This is a genomic window from Nocardioides sp., from assembly GCF_044226305.1.
Classification (GTDB): domain Bacteria; phylum Actinomycetota; class Actinomycetes; order Propionibacteriales; family Nocardioidaceae; genus Nocardioides.
In genome coordinates this window covers 154503-170880 of sequence record NZ_JBGAHF010000008.1, presented here as the reverse complement: position 1 = coordinate 170880, position 16378 = coordinate 154503, and the positions used below count along the sequence as shown (strand labels likewise).

Genomic DNA, 16378 nt, shown 5'->3' with positions numbered 1-16378 from the left:
CGGCCGCGGAAATCGCGGAGCCGACTACGCTGGGTGAGGTGATCGAGCTGGAGGACGTCCCGGACCTGGTGGACCCGATCGTCATCGCGGCGTTCGAGGGCTGGAACGACGCGGCGGACGCCGCGTCCGCGGTCGTCGACCACCTCATGCTGGTCTGGGGCGCTCGCACGATCGGTGCCGTGGACCCCGAGGACTTCTACGACTTCCAGGTCAACCGGCCCGTCGTCGGGACCGACGCCCTGGGTCACCGCCGGATCACCTGGCCGACCACGAGCATCGCGATCGCCTCGCCTCCGGAGCTGGACCGCGACGTCGTCCTGATCCGCGGGATCGAGCCGAACATGCGCTGGCGCCAGTTCTGCGCCGAGCTGCTGGCGGCCTGCGAGGAGCTCGGCGGCACCCTGGTCGTCACCATCGGCGCCCTGCTGGCCGACACCCCCCACACCCGCCCGATCCCGGTCACCGGGACCGCGACCGAGCCCGAGCTGGTCGACCGGCTCAAGCTCGAGCAGTCCACCTACGAGGGTCCGACCGGCATCGTCGGCGTGTTCCAGGAGTCCTGCATCCAGATCGACGTGCCGGCGGTGTCCTACTGGGCGGCGGTCCCCCACTACGTCGCGCAGCCGCCGTGCCCGAAGGCGACGCTCGCGCTCCTCGGACAGCTCGAGGACCTGCTCGAGGCCTCCATCCCGCTCGGCGACCTGCCCGAGGACGCCCGCGCCTGGGAGCGCGGCGTCGACGAGCTCGCCGAGGAGGACGAGGACGTCGCCGACTACGTCCGCGCGCTCGAGGAGACCCGCGACACCACCGACCTCCCCGAGGCCTCCGGCGAGGCCATCGCCCGCGAGTTCGAGCGCTATCTCAAGCGCCGCCAGGACGAGGACTGACCGACGGGCTGACTGACGGGGTGCGTCCCTGGTGTGCCGCGTTGTCCGACCTCGGTCGCTGAGACACTCGTTGCGTGAGTCCGGTGCGACAAGCGACGAGTGCGGATGCCGGGGAGTGGCTCCTCTCGGCCCCGGCTGCCTGGCGGGACCTGGTTCGCTACGGTCCCCCGGGCTTCGAGGCGTACGTGCGCATCGCCTTCACCGCGCAGCCGGACGACCCTGAGGTCGACGGGGAGCACCTTGTCATGCGGCGGGTCCTCGAGGTCCTCGCCGTCCACACGGCCACGCCTTCGGCCGGGTACGCGGCGATCTGGGAGGGCTGGACCGCCTGGACCCCGGCTCCGGTTGCGCCACGCCTCGAGATCCCTCACCGGCCGATGCTGGTGTTCACGGGTCCTGTCAGTGTCCTCAGAGACGCCCCGGCCCTGGCGTGGTTCGGGACGGCCCGGGGCCACTTCCAGGAACCGCACCTGGTGTGGCCCGAGGATCGGGCCTGGTGCCTGGCGTGCGAGGCCGATGAGGAGATCGAGTTCACCGTGGGCTGCTCGGCAGCCGTGTCCGAGGCGCTCTTCGACGCGCTGCCCGGAGCCGTGCGGCAGGTCGGGTACGGCGATCCCGCCCCGCTGCACCGGGACCCCGCCTAGCCAGCGAGCGCTGCCCAGGCCCCGCCTTGCACGATCGCGCCCGGCTAGCGCCCGGCTCGCGGCAGATCGCTGGGTGTGGTCGTATCGTCGCGCTCGGTCATCCCAGCAGGTAAGAGACAGCGACGGGTTCCACCGGAAGGTGGGAGAAGCGCTGGGAGGTAGACCCCGCCTGTCCGCCGCACGCGCAACACGCCCGCTCTGCGGCAGATCCGGATCTCAGGCGGCGGTGCGCTGTCCACCTTCTCGCGGAGTAGATCGGTGGACAGCTCACCGGCGGTCGGCGCCGACCCGGGGCAGCGGTGAGTGTTCCACCAAACCCAACGCTTGAAAGGTGGCTCACCGACCGCTGCGTTGCGACATCCGCAACTCAGCAGATCCGGCAGCTGGCGGCACCGCCCGGGTGGCCCCGCGGGACGTCATACGTCCCGGTCGCCCGGGCAGCCGGGCGTACGACGTGCCCCCGGCCGTGAGCGCCGATCCGTCCGGCTAGAGCAGGATGCCGAGGGCCGCGTCGGCCAGCCTGAGGACCGTCGCTCCGGCGTCCGGGTCGCTGGTGTCCGCGAGCCCGTCGGTGCCGAGGGTCGCCGCCACCCAGCGGTCGACCGCGGCCAGCGCGCGCGGCGCGTCCAGGTCGTCGGCGAGCGCGGCCAGGACCTCCTCGACGACCGGCCCCGCGGGGGCACCGGCGCCCAGCGACAGCGCCCGCCGCCAGCGGTCGACGTCGTCGACGGCGGTCCACAGCTCGTCGTCGGTCCACTCCCAGTCGGAGCGGTAGTGGTGCCGCATCAGCGCCATCCGGATCGCCATCGGGTCGACGTCGCTGTTGCGCAGCGCCGAGACGAAGACCAGGTTGCCCCGCGACTTCGACATCTTCTCGCCGTCGTAGGCGACCATCCCGCCGTGGCTGTAGACCTGCGCGAACGGGGTCCCGGGCACCGCCACCTGGGCGTGGCCGGCGCACATCTCGTGGTGCGGGAAGACCAGGTCGCTGCCCCCGCCCTGGACGTCGAAGGCGCCGCCGAGGTGCTCCTGCGCGATCGCGGTGCACTCGACGTGCCAGCCCGGTCGGCCCGGACCCCACGGGCTCTCCCACGACGGCTCGCCCTCGCGCCGGCCGCGCCACACGACGCAGTCGAGCGGGTCCTTCTTGCCCGGACGCTCCGGGTCGCCGCCGCGCTCCGGGTAGACCTCGAGCATCCGCTCGCGGGTCCAGCCCGACTCCGCCCCGAACGCCGGGTCGGCAGTGACCGAGAAGTAGAGGTCGTCCTCGACCCGGTAGATCGCCCCCACGGCCTCGAGCCGGCCGATCAGGTCGATGACCAGCGGGATCGACTCGACCGCGCCGACGTAGTGGTCGGGCGGGAGGACCCGCAGCGCGGCCATGTCCTGCCGGAACAGCTCGGTCTCGCGCTCGGCGAGCTCGACCCAGTCGACGTGCACCTTCGCGGCCCGCTCCAGGAGCGGGTCGTCGACGTCGGTGACGTTCTGGACGTAGGTGACCCCGTGGCCGGCGTTGCGCCAGGCCCGGTTGAGCAGGTCGAAGGCGACGTACGTCGCGGCATGGCCCAGGTGCGTGGCGTCGTACGGCGTGATGCCGCAGACGTAGAGCCGGGCCGGGCCGTCCGGGGTGGTCGTGACCCGGTCCCCCGATGGGGTGTCGTGCAGCGCCACCGGCGGACCGGCGACGGACAGGGTGGGGATGTCCGGGGACGGCCACGAGCGCATGCGCGAAGACTATCCAGTGGGGTCAGAAAGGCGGCCACGGGATGGCCGGCCACTCCCCGCGCGGCGACGGCATCACCCCACGCGCGACGAACCGCTCGCAGCGTCGGGCGAGCGCCTCGATCTCCAGGTCACTGAGGTGCGCGGCGAGCACGTCGCCGAGCGTGCCGTGGGCCTGCGCGCCGACCGTCTCGACGGCGAGCACCTCCTCGGCGGTGAGGGGCTCGCCGAGCCAGCCCCACAGCACGGTCCGGAGCTTGTGCTCGGAGTGGAAGGTGACCCCGTGGTCGACGCCGTAGCGGTGGCCGTCGCTCATCTCGAGGACGTGGCCGCCCTTGCGGTCGGCGTTGTTGATGATCACGTCGAGCACCGCCATCCGCCGCAACGGCGCGGTGTCCTCGTGGATCAGCGAGATCGGCCGGTCGTGGCCGTCCAGCCCGTCGAACACGTGCCGCCAGCCCTCGGGCACCTCGCCCTCCGGCACCAGGGTCACCGCGACCTGCTCCTCGTCGGGCTCCTGCCAGCGCTGCACCATCCCCCGCCCGTGCGGACCGTCGCGCAGCCAGGTCTCCGGGACGACGTTCCAGCCGAGCTCCTCGGAGACCAGGTACGCCGCGCGCTCGCGGTCGGCGAGCGTGCCGGTCGGGAAGTCCCACAGCGGCCGCTCTCCGGCGACCGGCTTGTAGACGACGCGGACGCCCTCGATCTCCCCGACGAAGGTGGCGTTGGACGCCGGCATCACCCGTCCGTGGAGCACGAGCTCGCCCTCCGCCAGGTCGGGCCCCCGCACCGGCTGGGTCACGGGTCCCGTCGCCGGAAGCCGTTGGCCCGGACGCAGAGGTGGCCGTCCGGGTCGATGGGGTTGCCGCAGAACGGGCAGCTGGGTCGGCCGGCCTCGAGGACCTGCTCGGCGCGCTTCACGAACGCCCGCGCGGGCCCGGGCTCCAGGCGGACGAGCAGGACCTCGTCGGGCTCGGGCTCCTCGAAGTCCTCGTCGAGCTGGTCGGGGGTGATCACGGCCGCCTCGGTGAACGGGAAGACCTCGATCACGACCCGTTGGTCGTCGGGGTCCCAGGACAGGGTCATGGTGCCGGCCCGGAACTCCTCCTCGATCGGCTGCTCCAGCGGGGCCGAGTCGTCGAGGCCGAGCGGCGCGACCGCGGGGATCAGGGCGTCGTTGCGCTCGTTGGTCATCACCTCGTCGAGGAGCTCGTCGATGCGCTCGGCCAGCGCCTGCACCTGCTGCTTCTCGAGGGCGACGCTCACGACCCGCGTGCCGGCCCGTGCCTGCAGGAAGAACGTGCGCTGGCCCGGCGGGCCGACGGTGCCGGTGACGAACCGCTCCGGCGGGTCGAATCCGTGGACGAGAGGTGGCATGCCGTTCACCCTAGGCCGTCGCCGAAGGGCCGGCTCCCCCACCGACCACCGCGTCCGAGCTCCGGGATCCGCGTCCCTTGCGGCGCGGCGGCGGGGCCAGCCAGGACAGGTCGCCGGCGTGGGTGTTGGTCGCGAGCACGTAGGGCCGGGTGGCGGTGTAGCGGATGATCGAGACCGACGCCGGGTCCACGTGCAGCCGCTGGAAGAGGTCGAGGTGCATGCCCAGCGCGTCGGCCAGCACGGACTTGATGACGTCGCCGTGGCTGACCGCCACCCAGGTCGCGCCGGGGCCGTGCTCGGCCTCGAACGCCGCGTCGAGCCGGCGTACGGCGGCCACGGCTCGCGCCTGCATCGCCGTCATCGCCTCGCCCCCGGGGAACGCGGCTGCGGACGGCTGCGTCTGCACCAGGGACCACAGCTTCTCCTTCGCGAGCTCCTTGATCGGCCGCCCGGCCCAGTCGCCGTAGTCGCACTCGGTGATGCCCCGCTCGCTCGTGAGCGGGGGCGAGCCGCCCTGCGCTGCGCGGACCGCCTTGGCGGTCTGCCGGCACCGCTCCAGCGGGCTGGTGACCACGCCGACCAGCGGGACCGGTGCGAGCCGTTCGGCGGTGCGCTCCGCCTGCGCGGTGCCGACCTCGTCCAGGCGGACGCCCGGCAGCCGGCCCGCGAGGGTGCCCGACGCGTTGGCCGTCGTACGCCCGTGCCGGACGAGGATCAGGGTTGCCATGCCGGCGACTGTAGTGGGGCTAGGTTGGCCCCGTGATCGTGGACTGCGCCCTGTACCGCGACGGCGCCCGCATCGAGGACAGCCCCGACTGGCGGGAGCTGCGCACCCGCACCACGGAGCCCGGCGACTTCGTCTGGATCGGCATGTACGAGCCGACCGAGGCGGAGATCTCGGAGGTCGCCGAGGTCTTCTGCCTGCACCGCCTGGCGGTCGAGGACGCGGTCAAGGCACACCAGCGCCCGAAGCTCGAGCGCTTCGACGAGCTCGTGTTCGTGATCCTCAAGACGCTCTGGTACGTCGACGAGAAGGACGCCGTCGAGACCGGCGAGATCGCGATGTTCATCGGGGACACCTTCGTCGTGACCGTCCGGCACGGGGAGGGCAGCGAGCTGCACACGGCCCGGGAGCAGCTCGAGGCCAGCCGGCACGTCCTGCGGCACGGCTCCGGCGGGGTCCTCTACGCGATCGTCGACCGCGTCGTCGACGAGTACCTCGACGTCGTCGACGAGCTGGTCGTCGACGTCGACGAGATCGAGAGCTCGGTGTTCTCCGACCGGCGCACGAACGACTCGGCGCGGATCTACGTCCTGAAGCGCGAGCTGGCCGAGGTACGCCGGGCGGTGCTGCCGCTGCGCGAGCCGCTCGGCCGTTTGGCGACCGGCTCGGTGGCCGGCGTCCCCGACAAGGCGGCGCCGTTCTTCCGGGACGTGGCCGACCACCTCGCGCGGGTCGCGGAGACCGTCGACTCGCTCGACGGGCTGCTGTCGACCGCGTTCGACGCGCACCTGGCGCAGATCTCGGTCCAGCAGAACAACGACATGCGCAAGATCTCCGCCTGGGTCGGGCTGATCGCACCGCCGACGCTCATCGCCGGGATCTACGGGATGAACTTCCGCCACATGCCCGAGCTCGGCTGGCACGCGGGCTACCCGTTCGCGCTGTTCCTCATGGTGGCCATCTCGGGCTTCCTCTGGGTGATGTTCAAGCGCTCCGGCTGGCTCTAGGCCGGGCCGCGGGTCGAGCGGCTCAGGTCGGGGCCATCACGCCGGTCGCGAGGAGGCCGATGAGCAGCAGGCCGAGGGCGACGCGGTACGGGATGAACCAGGTGATCGGGTGCCCGGCGACGAAGCGCAGCAGCCAGGCGATCGTGGCGTAGGCGACGACGAACGCGACGCCGATCCCGACCAGGGCGACGCCGAGCCCGATGTCGCCGTCCATGGCGTCGGGCAGCTCGAAGAGGCCGGCGGCGACCAGGGCGGGGATCGAGAAGAAGAAGCTGACCCGGGTCGCGGTCACCCGGTCGAGCCCGAGGAACAGGCCGCCGGAGATGGTGGCCCCGGACCGGGAGACCCCGGGGATCAGGGCGAGCACCTGGATCAGGCCGATGCCGACGGCGTCGCGGAGCCGCAGGTCCTTCTCGGAACGGTCCTGGCGGGCCACCCGCTCGGCCGCCCACATCACGACGCTCCAGCCGATCAGGGCGGCGGCGACCACCCACAGCGACCTGAGCGGACCGGTGATGACGCCCTTGAGGAGCAGCCCGGCGATGCCCACCGGGATGGTGCCGACGATGACGTACCAGCCCATCCGGTGGTCGAGGTGGCCGCGGTACTCGGGCTTGAACAGGCCGAGGAACCACGCCTTCGCGATCCGCCCGATGTCCTTCGCGAAGTAGACGATCACCGCCGCGATCGCCCCCATCTGGATGACCGCGGTGTAGGCGGTGACCGCCGGGTCGGCGAGGTCGAGACCGAGCGCCTTCTCGGCGATCGTGAGGTGACCGGTGCTGGAGATGGGGAGGAACTCGGTGAGCCCCTCGACGATGCCAAGGACGACGGCGTCGAAGTAGTCCATCGACTCGCTTTCGGGTGGGTGCGGGAAGGCGGGCGCCAGCCTACGGGTCGGCACCTGTGCGGAACATGAACGGCGAGCCGGGGCCGCCGGACGGCGGCTGCTTGGCTACCTTCTCTCCCATGCAGCAGCGGCGTGTCGGCTCGACCGGCCTGACGGTGTCCCGGCTCGGCCTGGGCACGATGACCTGGGGGCGCGACACCGACGAGCACGAGGCGCGCGACCAGCTGATCGCGTTCGCGGAGGCCGGGGGCACCCTCCTCGACACCGCCGCGGGCTACGGCAACGGCGCCTCGGAGGAGCTGATCGGCACCCTGGTCGGCGACGTGGTCGCCCGCGACGAGGTGGTGCTCGCGACCAAGGCCGGCATCAACGCCGGGCGTGGCGGAGGCCGGGAGTACAACACCTCCCGGGGCCACCTGCTCACGACCCTGGACGCCTCGCTGCGGCGGCTCGGGACCGACCACGTCGACCTCTGGCAGGTGCACATCTGGTCCGACGAGACCCCGGTCGAGGAGACGCTCGCCGCGCTCGACGCCGCCGTGAGCAGCGGGCGCACGTCATACGTCGGCGTGTCGAACTACTCCGGGTGGCAGACCGCACAGGCGGCCACCTGGCAGCGGGCGGTGCCGGGGCGCACCCCCCTGGCGTCGACCCAGGTCGAGTACTCCCTGCTCAACCGGGCGGTCGAGCACGAGGTGCTGCCCGCCGCGGCCGCGCTCGGGCTCGGGGTGCTGCCCTGGTCGCCGCTGGGCCGCGGCGTGCTGACCGGCAAGTACCGCAGTGGCACGCCGTCGGACTCGCGAGCGGCGTCCACGCACTTCGCGGACTTCGTCAACGCCTACCTCGACGAGCAGTCGGCGAGCATCGTCGAGGCGGTCGCCCGGGCCGCCGACGGATTGGGCTGGACGCCGCTGGAGGTCGCCCTCGCGTGGGTGCGCGACCGGCCGGGCGTGACCGCGCCGATCATCGGCGCCCGCACGGCCGCCCAGCTGCGTGGGGCGCTCGGTGTGGAGGAGCTCACCCTCCCCGACGAGATCGTGCGCGCGCTCGACGACGTTTCGGCAGACTGACACCAGGAGCTGACGGCAGGAGCCAGGACCCGAGGAGGCCCGATGACCCGTGCGTGGCACCGCCCACCCACCCGCGGGGTGGAGTGGGAGTTCGAGAAGGTCACCTTCTCCCGCGAGTTCCCGCGCAACGTCGTCACCAAGGCGCTGGTCGAGCGCGCCGAGCACGGCGGCTGGGAGCTGGACCGGGTCCGGATCGGCGCCGACGGCACCCGCCGGGTGATCCTGCGGCGCAAGATCATCCGGGCCGTCCGCACCGCCTGACCCGACCGACGCCGAGCCGGCGCAGATGACCGCACGCGCAACAGCAGCGCCGACTCGCGGTCAGACGTCGTCGAGGAACCGGTCGAGCACGCGTGCCCCGAACTCGAGGGCGTCGACCGGGACCCGCTCGTCGACCCCGTGGAACAGCGCGGTGAAGTCCAGGTCGGCCGGCAGCCGCAGTGGCGCGAAGCCGTAGGAGCGCATCCCGAGCTTGCGGAAGTGCTTCGCGTCGGTGCCGCCGCTCATCAGGTACGGCGCCACGATCGCGTCCGGGTCCTCGGCGAGCAGCGAGCGGGTCATCGCGTCGACCAGGTCGCCGTCGTACGGCGTCTCCCAGGGCTGCTGGTGGGACAGCGCCTCGATCTCGATCCCGTCGCCGACGAGCTCGGCGAGGGTCGCGAAGAACTCGTCCTCGTAGCCGGGCAGGAAGCGGCCGTCGACGTGGGCCGTGGCCTCGGACGGGACGACGTTCACCTTGTAGCCGGCCCCGAGCATCGTCGGGTTGCAGGTGTTGCGGATGACCGCGCCGAGCATCCGGGCGGCGCTGCCGAACTCCTCGACGAGCGCCTCGGCGTTCTCGGGGGTGGCCTCCTCGCCGGCGAGCTCGCCGACCGCGGCGAGCAGGGTCCTCATCGCCGGGGTGAGCCGGACCGGCCACTCGTGGGCACCGATCCGGGCGACCGCCGCGGCGATCGTCGTCACCGGGTTGTCGCGGTTGATCATCGACCCGTGGCCGGCGGTCCCGTGGGCGGTGAGGCGCAGCCAGGCCATGCCCTTCTCGGCCGCCTCGACGAGGTAGACCCGGCGCCCCCGGACGGTGGCGCTGAAGCCACCGACCTCGCCGACCGCCTCGGTGCACCCCTCGAGCTCCTCCGCGTGCTGCTCGACGAGCACCTGGGCGCCGTGGTGGCCGCCCGCCTCCTCGTCGGCCGTGAAGCACAGCGTGATCGGTCGCGACGGCACCCGCCCGGAGCGCTGCCGCGCCCGCACCACGGAGAGCAGCATCGCGTCGAAGTCCTTCATGTCGACCGCACCCCGGCCCCAGACGTAGCCGTCCTGGACCTCCCCGGAGAACGGGTCGACCTGCCAGTCCTCGGCCCGCGCCGGTACGACGTCGAGGTGGCCGTGCAGGAGCAGCCCGCCCTGTCCCGTCGTGGACGTCCCGCCCCACTGGGCGACCACCGAGGTCCGGCCCGAGTCGACCTCGAAGAGCCGGGACTCGATCCCGACCTCGTCGAGCAGCGCGGCGACGTGCTCGGCCGCCTTCCGCTCCCCCGGGCCGTCCTCGTCGCCGTAGTTCGAGGTGTCGATGCGGATCAGGTCGCGGCAGAGCTCGACGACCTCGCCGGCGGGGTCCACATCGGGGTCCACGTGAGCGTCCGTCATGCCTCCAGCATGTCATCGGATCCGGGTCCGGCAACCGGGTCGTGCCGATGCGTGGGTTCGGCTGCCCCTTTGCTAATGTTCCACCCGCACTCGTCCGGGTGGCGGAATTGGCAGACGCGCTAGCTTGAGGTGCTAGTGCCCGTATTAGGGCGTGGGGGTTCAAGTCCCCCCTCGGACACTGGAAAGGCCCCGGCTCCACGGGGTCTTTTCTTCATTTCGGGCGACATCCCCGGCGACCTCGTTCCTCTCACGGGAACAGTTCTTGAATGATTCAAGAAAGTGCGCCAGAGTGCTGCCATGCACGCGCCGGCCGACTACGAGCAGGCGCTGCGCGACGCGGGGCTGCGGGTCACCCGACCCCGCACGGCCGTCCTCGACGCCGTGCACCGGCACCCGCACGCCGACACCGAGACCGTCATCGACGCGACCCGCGAGGTCCTCGGGGACGTCTCCCACCAGGCGGTGTACGACGTGCTGCGAGCCCTGTCGGCCGCCGGGCTGGTGCGCCGCATCCAGCCCTCGGGGGCCCTGGCCCGCTACGAGGCGCGGGTGGGCGACAACCACCACCACGTCGTGTGCCGCTCCTGCGGCGTCATCGCCGACGTCGACTGCGCCGTCGGCGACATCCCCTGCCTGACCGCGTCGGACGACCACGGCTTCACGATCGACGAGGCCGAGGTCGTCTACTGGGGCACCTGCCCCGACTGCTCGGCGTCATCTCCGGCGTCATCTCCGGCGTCATCTCCCGCCACCGAACCCAGCCCGAAAGGTTGACTATGACCGACAGCCAGGACAACGTGACCGCCCCCACCGAGGGCGCGAGCCCGCAGGGGGTCGACCGCAAGGCGGAGGAGGGTTGCCCGGTCATGCACGACTCGGCGACCGCCCAGGGCAGCGAGAGCGAGAACCCGGCGATCGACCCGCCGACCGTCAAGGCGAACCGCCCCCGCACCAACAAGGACTGGTGGCCCGAGCAGGTCGACCTGTCGGTGCTCCACGCGCACTCGCCGCGCGCCAACCCGCTGGGTGAGGACTTCGACTACGCGGCGGCGTTCGCCGAGCTCGACCTGGCCGAGCTCCGGCGCGACATCGTCGAGGTCCTCAACACCTCGCAGGACTGGTGGCCCGCCGACTTCGGCCACTACGGCGGGCTGATGATCCGGATGAGCTGGCACGCCGCCGGCACCTACCGCATCCACGACGGCCGCGGGGGCGCCGGCGACGGCGCCCAGCGCTTCGCCCCCCTCAACAGCTGGCCCGACAACGCCAACCTCGACAAGGCCCGCCGCCTCCTGTGGCCGGTCAAGCAGAAGCACGGGCAGAAGATCTCCTGGGCCGACCTGCTGGTGTACGCCGGCAACGTGGCCCTGGAGGACATGGGCTTCCAGACCTTCGGCTTCGGCTTCGGCCGGCCCGACGTCTGGGAGCCGGAGGAGATCTACTGGGGTCCGGAGGACACCTGGCTCGGCGACGAGCGCTACAGCGGCGAGCGGGACCTCTCCGACCCGCTGGGCGCGGTCCAGATGGGCCTGATCTACGTCAACCCCGAGGGCCCGAACGGCAACCCCGACCCGGTGGCCTCGGCGCGCGACATCCGCGACACGTTCGCACGGATGGCGATGAACGACGAGGAGACCGTCGCCCTCATCGCCGGCGGCCACACGTTCGGCAAGACCCACGGCGCCGGCGACGCCGCGCTGGTCGGCCCCGAGCCGGAGGCGGCCCCGGTCGAGGACCAGGGCCTGGGCTGGCGCAGCTCGTTCGGCTCCGGCAAGGGCGCCGACGCGATCACCTCGGGCCTCGAGGTCACCTGGACCACGACGCCGACGCGCTGGAGCAACGACTTCTTCAAGCTGCTCTTCGCCTACGAGTGGGAGCTGGCGAAGAGCCCGGCCGGCGCCCACCAGTGGGTCGCGAAGGACGCCGAGGACATCATCCCCGGCCCGACGCCGGACTCGCCGAAGCGCAAGCCCACGATGCTGACCAGCGACCTCGCGCTGCGGTTCGACCCGGCGTACGAGAAGATCTCGCGGCGGTTCCTCGAGAACCCGAACGAGTTCGCGCTGGCCTTCGCCAAGGCCTGGTACAAGCTGCTCCACCGCGACATGGGTCCGGTCGAGCGCTACCTCGGCCCCTGGGTGCCCGAGGCGCAGCCCTGGCAGGACCCGGTGCCGGCCGTCGACCACGAGCTGGTCGGCGCCGAGGACGTGGCGGCGCTGAAGGCGAAGGTGCTCGGGTCCGGGCTCTCGGTCGCGCAGCTCGTCTCGACGGCCTGGTCGTCCGCGGCGACCTTCCGCTCCACCGACAAGCGCGGCGGGGCGAACGGCGCCCGGATCCGCCTCGAGCCCCAGCGCGGCTGGGAGTCCAACGAGCCCGAGCAGCTCGCGCACGTCCTCGAGACGCTCGAGGGCATCCGGAGCGAGTTCAACGCCGCCGGCGGCGCGCAGATCTCCGTCGCGGACCTGGTCGTGCTCGCCGGCTCGGCCGCTGTCGAGAAGGCCGCCGCAGACGCGGGCGTCGCGATCGAGGTGCCCTTCCACCCCGGCCGGACCGACGCGACCCAGGAGCAGACCGACGTCGAGTCGTTCGCCGTCCTGGAGCCACGCGCCGACGGGTTCCGCAACTACCTGCGGGCCGGCGTGAAGCTGCAGCCGGAGGTCCTCCTGGTCGACCGTGCCTACATGCTCGACCTCAGCGCTCCCGAGATGACGGTCCTGGTCGGGGGCCTGCGCGCCCTCGGCGCCAACGTCGGCGGCTCGCAGCACGGCGTGCTCACCGAGCGTCCGGGCGTGCTGACCAACGACTTCTTCGCCAACCTCCTGGCCCCCGGCACGCAGTGGAAGGCCTCGGAGTCGGAGGAGAACGTCTACGAGATCCGCGACCTGGCCGGCGGCGACGTCCGGTGGACCGCGACGGCCGTGGACCTGGCGTTCGGGTCGCACTCGCAGCTGCGGGCGCTGTCGGAGGTCTACGCGAGCGCCGACGCCCACGAGAAGTTCGTCGCCGACTTCGTCTCCGCCTGGGTGAAGGTCATGGAGCTGGACCGCTTCGACCTCGCCTGAGTCGGGGCGACCGCACCGCCGCCGAGGGCCCGGCCGCACCACGCGGCCGGGCCCTCGCGCGTCCGGAACGCGCGGCGAGCACGAATGACACGGTTGTGATTTAACCGGACACGCCGGACAAGATCCTTGACAATTTGCGTCACACTGTTCCCACGAGTCCGCATCTGTCCCTAGACTCCCAGGCGTGTCGCTGCGCAACCGGCTGCTCACGCCTCTGTCTGCGCCCCTGGTCGCTGCCCTCGTCGGGGCACTGGTCGCGGGGCTGCTCGTGCTCGCCCCGAGCACGGCGCAGGCGGCCACGGTGGGCGACCACGGCAGCCGCACGCGCGGCCCGGACGCGGTCTTCAAGCGCAGCTCCTACCTCTGCTACGGCTACCAGGACTGCCGCGAGAAGGGGATGGGCAACGCCGGCTACGCCCAGGCGAACGACAAGATGTACTGGCGCATGTACAGCGGCCACAACTGCACGAACTACGCCGCCTACCGGATGGTGCGCAGCGGGATGCCCAACACCCGGCCCTGGTCGGGCGGCGGCAACGCGATGTACTGGGGCACCTCGATGCCGGACATCACCGACGACGTGCCGCGCGTCGGCGCCGTCGCCTGGTGGAAGGCCAACGCCGGTCCGGCCGGCTCGGTCGGCCACGTCGCGTACGTCGAGAAGGTGGTCTCCGACGACGAGGTGATCATCTCCCAGGACAGCTGGGGCGGTGACTTCTCGTGGGCGGTCGTCACCCGCGCGAGCGGCAACTGGCCCAGCGGCTTCATCCACTTCAACGACCGCCCCCTGGCCAACCAGGCGGCCCCGGTGATCGACGGCGTGGCCAAGGTGGGATCGGTCCTCAGCAGCACCCCGGGCAGCTGGACGCCGTCCGACGTGAAGGTCTCCTACCAGTGGTTCGCCGACGGGCACCGGATCGCCCGCGCCACCCGGAGCACCCTCCGCCTGACTCAGGCCCGCATCGACCAGACCATCACGGTCGCGACCACCGCCTCCAAGCTCGGGTTCCCCTCCCGCACCGCCAGGTCCGCAGCGACCGAGCCGGTGCTGCCCGGCACGTTGAAGAACGTCACCGCGCCGACCATCTCCGGCCGGGCGCAGGTGGACTCCGAGCTCACCCTGGACACCGGCGTGTGGTCGCCGACTCCCGACGCGCTCGACGTGGTGTGGCTGGCCGACGGGCAGCCGATCGAGGGGGTCTCGGGAGCCGCCACGCTCGCCCTCACCCCCGACCTGGTCGGCACCTCCATCTCCGCGACCGTCACGGCGACCCGAGCCGGCTACGAGCCGGTGAGCGCCGCGGCCGCGGCCACCGAGCCGGTGGCGCCGGGCACGTTCACCGTCACCGCTCCTCCGACGATCCACGGGCTCGTCACCTTCGGCCAGGTCCTGACCGTCGACACCGGCGCCTTCCGGCCCGCCGACGCCGCCGTCGACGTGCGCTGGCTGCGCGACGGTGTCCCGATCGAGGGTGCCACCGGGACGTCGTACCAGATCCAGAACGTGGACCTGGGCAGCCGGCTCTCGGCGAGGATCACCCTCACCCGCCCCGGCTACACCGCCACGGTCGTCGACTCCGACCCGACCGTCGCCGTGCGGTCCGACCCCCGGATGCGGACCCAGGTCGAGCGCCTGACGGCCCGTCATGGGCTGCGCATCACGATGAGCCTCGTCGCGCCGGGCGTCGACGTCGTGACCGGCCCGGTGGTGGTGCGCGTCGCGGGTGTCGCCCGGACGGCGACGCTGCGCAACGGCGCGGCCACGGTCGTGCTCACCGACCTCCCGCCCGGCCCGCGCACGCTGACCGTGCGGTACGGCGGCAGCAACACCGTCCACCGCCTCGTGGTCACCCGGGACGTCCGCGTCCCCTGACGACCGGCGGCTCGTGGCTGGCCGCCTCAGCCCACCGGGTGGTAGCCGCAGGCGTCCTCGGTGCGGACCGCCCGACCCGGGTCGTCCTTCGCGCCGCCGCGACCGTGGTGCGGCGCGAGCGCCTTGGCCACCACCGACTGCATCCAGGTGAAGTCCGGGTCGCCGGAGTAGAACTTGTCGGAGCTGACGAACGGCACCGACCGGACGTGGGTGCCCTTCACCTTCAGCGCGAGGTTGACGAAGGCCGGCATCAGCTCGCGGGGGACGTCGGTGCGCAGGATCTCCTCCCCCGCCTTCGCCAGCGCCTGGTAGCGGCGCAGCACGTTGAGCGGGTCGGCCTCCTCGATGATGGCGTCGACCATGCACCGCTGGCGGAGCATCCGCTCGTAGTCGTCGGAGCCCCAGCGGCCCCGGGAGTACCAGAGGGCGTGGAAGCCGTCGAGGTGCTGGTCCGGCCCGGGCTGGAGGTAGCCGGTCGGCGGGATGCCGGCGTCGGTGTTGCCGTTGATCGCGATCGGCTCGTTGATGTTGACGGTGACCCCGCCGATGGCGTCGACCAGCTGCTGGAAGCCGAGCAGGTTGATGAGGACGTAGTAGTCGACGTGGGTGCCGAGGCTGCCGGCGACCGCCTGCTTGACCGCGTCGGCACCCTCGTTCTCGGAGTCGCCGAGGATGTGCGGGTAGAGCGCCGGGACCTGGCTGTAGACGGCGTTCAGCATCCAGTTGCCGGGGTCCGCGGCCGGGTCGGAGGAGCGGAAGCCGTCGGGGAACACCTGGTGCAGCGGGCTGTCGGCCGGGAACTGGGCGTTCATCATGTTGCGCGGCAGGCTGAACATCACCGACTTGCCGGTGTGGGTGTCCATGCTCAGCAGGATCACCGAGTCGGTGCGGATGCCGGTGCGGCCGACGCCGCCGTCGCCGCCGAGGAGCAGCACGTTGACCCGGTCCCGGCCGCCCCACGGGTCGGCGACGGTGGCGTCGTGGGGGACGGTCGCGGTCTTCTCCCCCTTGAAGACGGTGGCCACGAAGTGGGCCTGGGTGTTCGCGATCCGCACGCCCTGCACGGCGGGGATGGCCACCAGCACGCACAGCAGCGACACCACGACGGCCCCGAGGGTCTTCTCCAGTCGGTTCAGGTGCAGCGGCCGGACCATCACGTAGGTCGTGACCACGGTGAACGCCCAGCCGAGGAACAGCACGCCCAGCACGACCGCGGCGACCCGCAGCCGGGTGGGGTCGAACGCCATGTCGATGAAGCGGTGCCAGTCCTGCGCGTAGTAGGCGAGGACGCCGAGGCCGGCGACGAAGACCGCCAGCACGGCCCAGCCCAGACGGCGACGGGTCCAGAGGTAGCCGGCCCCGGGGACGGCGGCTCCGAGCACGGTCACGCCGAGGGCACCGCCGAGGGTCCGCGCCCGCCGGAACGACCGTCGGGGCTGCGGCGCCCGGTGTCGAGGGCGCGCTGGAGGCTCGACCGTGTCCGTCGACGTCGACATGTGCACCCTCCCGCGGCGT

General features: G+C 72.2%; 15 protein-coding genes and 1 tRNA gene. 9 read left to right on the top strand and 7 right to left on the bottom strand.

What is annotated here, in order from left to right; all coding sequences use genetic code 11:
- Nucleotides 1-38: 38 nt before the first annotated feature.
- Both ACILQ5_RS10785 and ACILQ5_RS10780 read left to right on the top strand, forming a co-directional pair.
- Nucleotides 39-887, top strand: coding sequence for a PAC2 family protein (locus ACILQ5_RS10785; protein ID WP_395657999.1), 849 nt, complete (start codon nt 39-41; stop codon nt 885-887).
- An 83-nt stretch (nt 888-970) separates the two neighbouring features.
- On the top strand, nt 971-1531 hold the full coding sequence (locus ACILQ5_RS10780; RefSeq protein ID WP_395657998.1) for a hypothetical protein: 561 nt from the start codon (nt 971-973) through the stop codon (nt 1529-1531).
- A gap of 486 nt (nt 1532-2017) precedes the next feature.
- Here ACILQ5_RS10780 and mshC read toward each other — a convergent pair whose 3' ends face one another.
- From mshC to ACILQ5_RS10760, 4 genes are read right to left on the bottom strand one after another with little or no spacing between them, the layout of a single operon-like run.
- Nucleotides 2018-3256 carry a cysteine--1-D-myo-inosityl 2-amino-2-deoxy-alpha-D-glucopyranoside ligase gene (mshC, locus tag ACILQ5_RS10775; protein WP_395657997.1) on the bottom strand — a complete coding sequence of 413 codons (1239 nt, stop codon included), beginning with the start codon at nt 3254-3256 and terminating at the stop codon, nt 2018-2020.
- 22 nt (nt 3257-3278) lie between these two features.
- Nucleotides 3279-4055 (bottom strand): SCO1664 family protein, encoded by a 777-nt coding sequence (locus ACILQ5_RS10770; RefSeq protein ID WP_395657996.1) that lies wholly within the window; start codon nt 4053-4055, stop codon nt 3279-3281.
- The gene (locus ACILQ5_RS10765) at nt 4052-4630 is read right to left on the bottom strand and encodes a DUF3090 domain-containing protein (protein WP_395657995.1); all 579 of its coding nucleotides are present in this window, start codon (nt 4628-4630) and stop codon (nt 4052-4054) included. Before ACILQ5_RS10765 ends, ACILQ5_RS10770 begins: the two co-directional genes overlap by 4 nt.
- Nucleotides 4631-4640: 10 nt before the next feature.
- Complete coding sequence (locus ACILQ5_RS10760; protein WP_395657994.1) at nt 4641-5357, bottom strand: histidine phosphatase family protein; 717 nt, start codon at nt 5355-5357, stop codon at nt 4641-4643.
- Nucleotides 5358-5389: 32 nt separating this feature from the next.
- Here ACILQ5_RS10760 and corA point away from each other — a divergent pair, with 32 nt between their 5' ends.
- Entirely contained in the window at nt 5390-6361 is a 972-nt protein-coding gene (gene corA / locus ACILQ5_RS10755; RefSeq protein WP_395657993.1) for a magnesium/cobalt transporter CorA, read from the top strand.
- A gap of 22 nt (nt 6362-6383) precedes the next feature.
- Here corA and ACILQ5_RS10750 read toward each other — a convergent pair whose 3' ends face one another.
- Complete coding sequence (locus tag ACILQ5_RS10750; protein WP_395657992.1) at nt 6384-7211, bottom strand: undecaprenyl-diphosphate phosphatase; 828 nt, start codon at nt 7209-7211, stop codon at nt 6384-6386.
- Between the two features lie 119 nt (nt 7212-7330).
- Here ACILQ5_RS10750 and ACILQ5_RS10745 point away from each other — a divergent pair, with 119 nt between their 5' ends.
- Together ACILQ5_RS10745 and ACILQ5_RS10740 are read left to right on the top strand one after the other, a co-directional pair.
- Nucleotides 7331-8281 carry an aldo/keto reductase gene (locus tag ACILQ5_RS10745; protein WP_395657991.1) on the top strand — a complete coding sequence of 317 codons (951 nt, stop codon included), beginning with the start codon at nt 7331-7333 and terminating at the stop codon, nt 8279-8281.
- A gap of 42 nt (nt 8282-8323) precedes the next feature.
- A complete protein-coding gene (locus ACILQ5_RS10740) occupies nt 8324-8542 on the top strand; it encodes a DUF5703 family protein (protein WP_395657990.1) in 219 nt (72 codons plus the stop codon).
- A gap of 60 nt (nt 8543-8602) precedes the next feature.
- Here ACILQ5_RS10740 and ACILQ5_RS10735 read toward each other — a convergent pair whose 3' ends face one another.
- Complete coding sequence (locus ACILQ5_RS10735; protein WP_395657989.1) at nt 8603-9928, bottom strand: M20/M25/M40 family metallo-hydrolase; 1326 nt, start codon at nt 9926-9928, stop codon at nt 8603-8605.
- A gap of 92 nt (nt 9929-10020) precedes the next feature.
- Here ACILQ5_RS10735 and ACILQ5_RS10730 point away from each other — a divergent pair.
- The 4 genes from ACILQ5_RS10730 to ACILQ5_RS10715 all read left to right on the top strand — a co-directional run bounded on the left by ACILQ5_RS10730 (nt 10021) and on the right by ACILQ5_RS10715 (nt 14863).
- Nucleotides 10021-10106: transfer RNA gene (locus ACILQ5_RS10730), tRNA-Leu, on the top strand.
- A gap of 119 nt (nt 10107-10225) precedes the next feature.
- On the top strand, nt 10226-10702 hold the full coding sequence (locus tag ACILQ5_RS10725; protein WP_395657988.1) for a Fur family transcriptional regulator: 477 nt from the start codon (nt 10226-10228) through the stop codon (nt 10700-10702).
- A 2-nt stretch (nt 10703-10704) separates the two neighbouring features.
- Nucleotides 10705-12990, top strand: coding sequence for a catalase/peroxidase HPI (gene katG, locus ACILQ5_RS10720; RefSeq protein ID WP_395657987.1), 2286 nt, complete (start codon nt 10705-10707; stop codon nt 12988-12990).
- A gap of 184 nt (nt 12991-13174) precedes the next feature.
- The gene (locus tag ACILQ5_RS10715) at nt 13175-14863 is read left to right on the top strand and encodes a CHAP domain-containing protein (RefSeq protein ID WP_395657986.1); all 1689 of its coding nucleotides are present in this window, start codon (nt 13175-13177) and stop codon (nt 14861-14863) included.
- Nucleotides 14864-14889: 26 nt separating this feature from the next.
- Here the strand turns inward: ACILQ5_RS10715 and ACILQ5_RS10710 are convergent, their stop codons facing one another.
- Nucleotides 14890-16359 carry an LCP family protein gene (locus ACILQ5_RS10710; RefSeq protein ID WP_395657985.1) on the bottom strand — a complete coding sequence of 490 codons (1470 nt, stop codon included), beginning with the start codon at nt 16357-16359 and terminating at the stop codon, nt 14890-14892.
- Nucleotides 16360-16378 lie beyond the last annotated feature (19 nt).

Excerpts from the sequence above, each read along its gene's own strand:
- mshC (WP_395657997.1), bottom strand. The coding sequence starts at position 3,256 with ATGCGCTCGTGGCCGTCCCCGGACATCCCCACCCTGTCCGTCGCCGGT.
- ACILQ5_RS10765 (WP_395657995.1), bottom strand. The coding sequence starts at position 4,630 with ATGCCACCTCTCGTCCACGGATTCGACCCGCCGGAGCGGTTCGTCACC.
- ACILQ5_RS10760 (WP_395657994.1), bottom strand. The coding sequence starts at position 5,357 with ATGGCAACCCTGATCCTCGTCCGGCACGGGCGTACGACGGCCAACGCG.
- ACILQ5_RS10750 (WP_395657992.1), bottom strand. The coding sequence starts at position 7,211 with ATGGACTACTTCGACGCCGTCGTCCTTGGCATCGTCGAGGGGCTCACC.
- ACILQ5_RS10745 (WP_395657991.1), top strand. The coding sequence starts at position 7,331 with ATGCAGCAGCGGCGTGTCGGCTCGACCGGCCTGACGGTGTCCCGGCTC.
- ACILQ5_RS10740 (WP_395657990.1), top strand. The coding sequence starts at position 8,324 with ATGACCCGTGCGTGGCACCGCCCACCCACCCGCGGGGTGGAGTGGGAG.
- ACILQ5_RS10735 (WP_395657989.1), bottom strand. The coding sequence starts at position 9,928 with ATGACGGACGCTCACGTGGACCCCGATGTGGACCCCGCCGGCGAGGTC.
- ACILQ5_RS10725 (WP_395657988.1), top strand. The coding sequence starts at position 10,226 with ATGCACGCGCCGGCCGACTACGAGCAGGCGCTGCGCGACGCGGGGCTG.
- katG (WP_395657987.1), top strand. The coding sequence starts at position 10,705 with ATGACCGACAGCCAGGACAACGTGACCGCCCCCACCGAGGGCGCGAGC.
- ACILQ5_RS10710 (WP_395657985.1), bottom strand. The coding sequence starts at position 16,359 with ATGTCGACGTCGACGGACACGGTCGAGCCTCCAGCGCGCCCTCGACAC.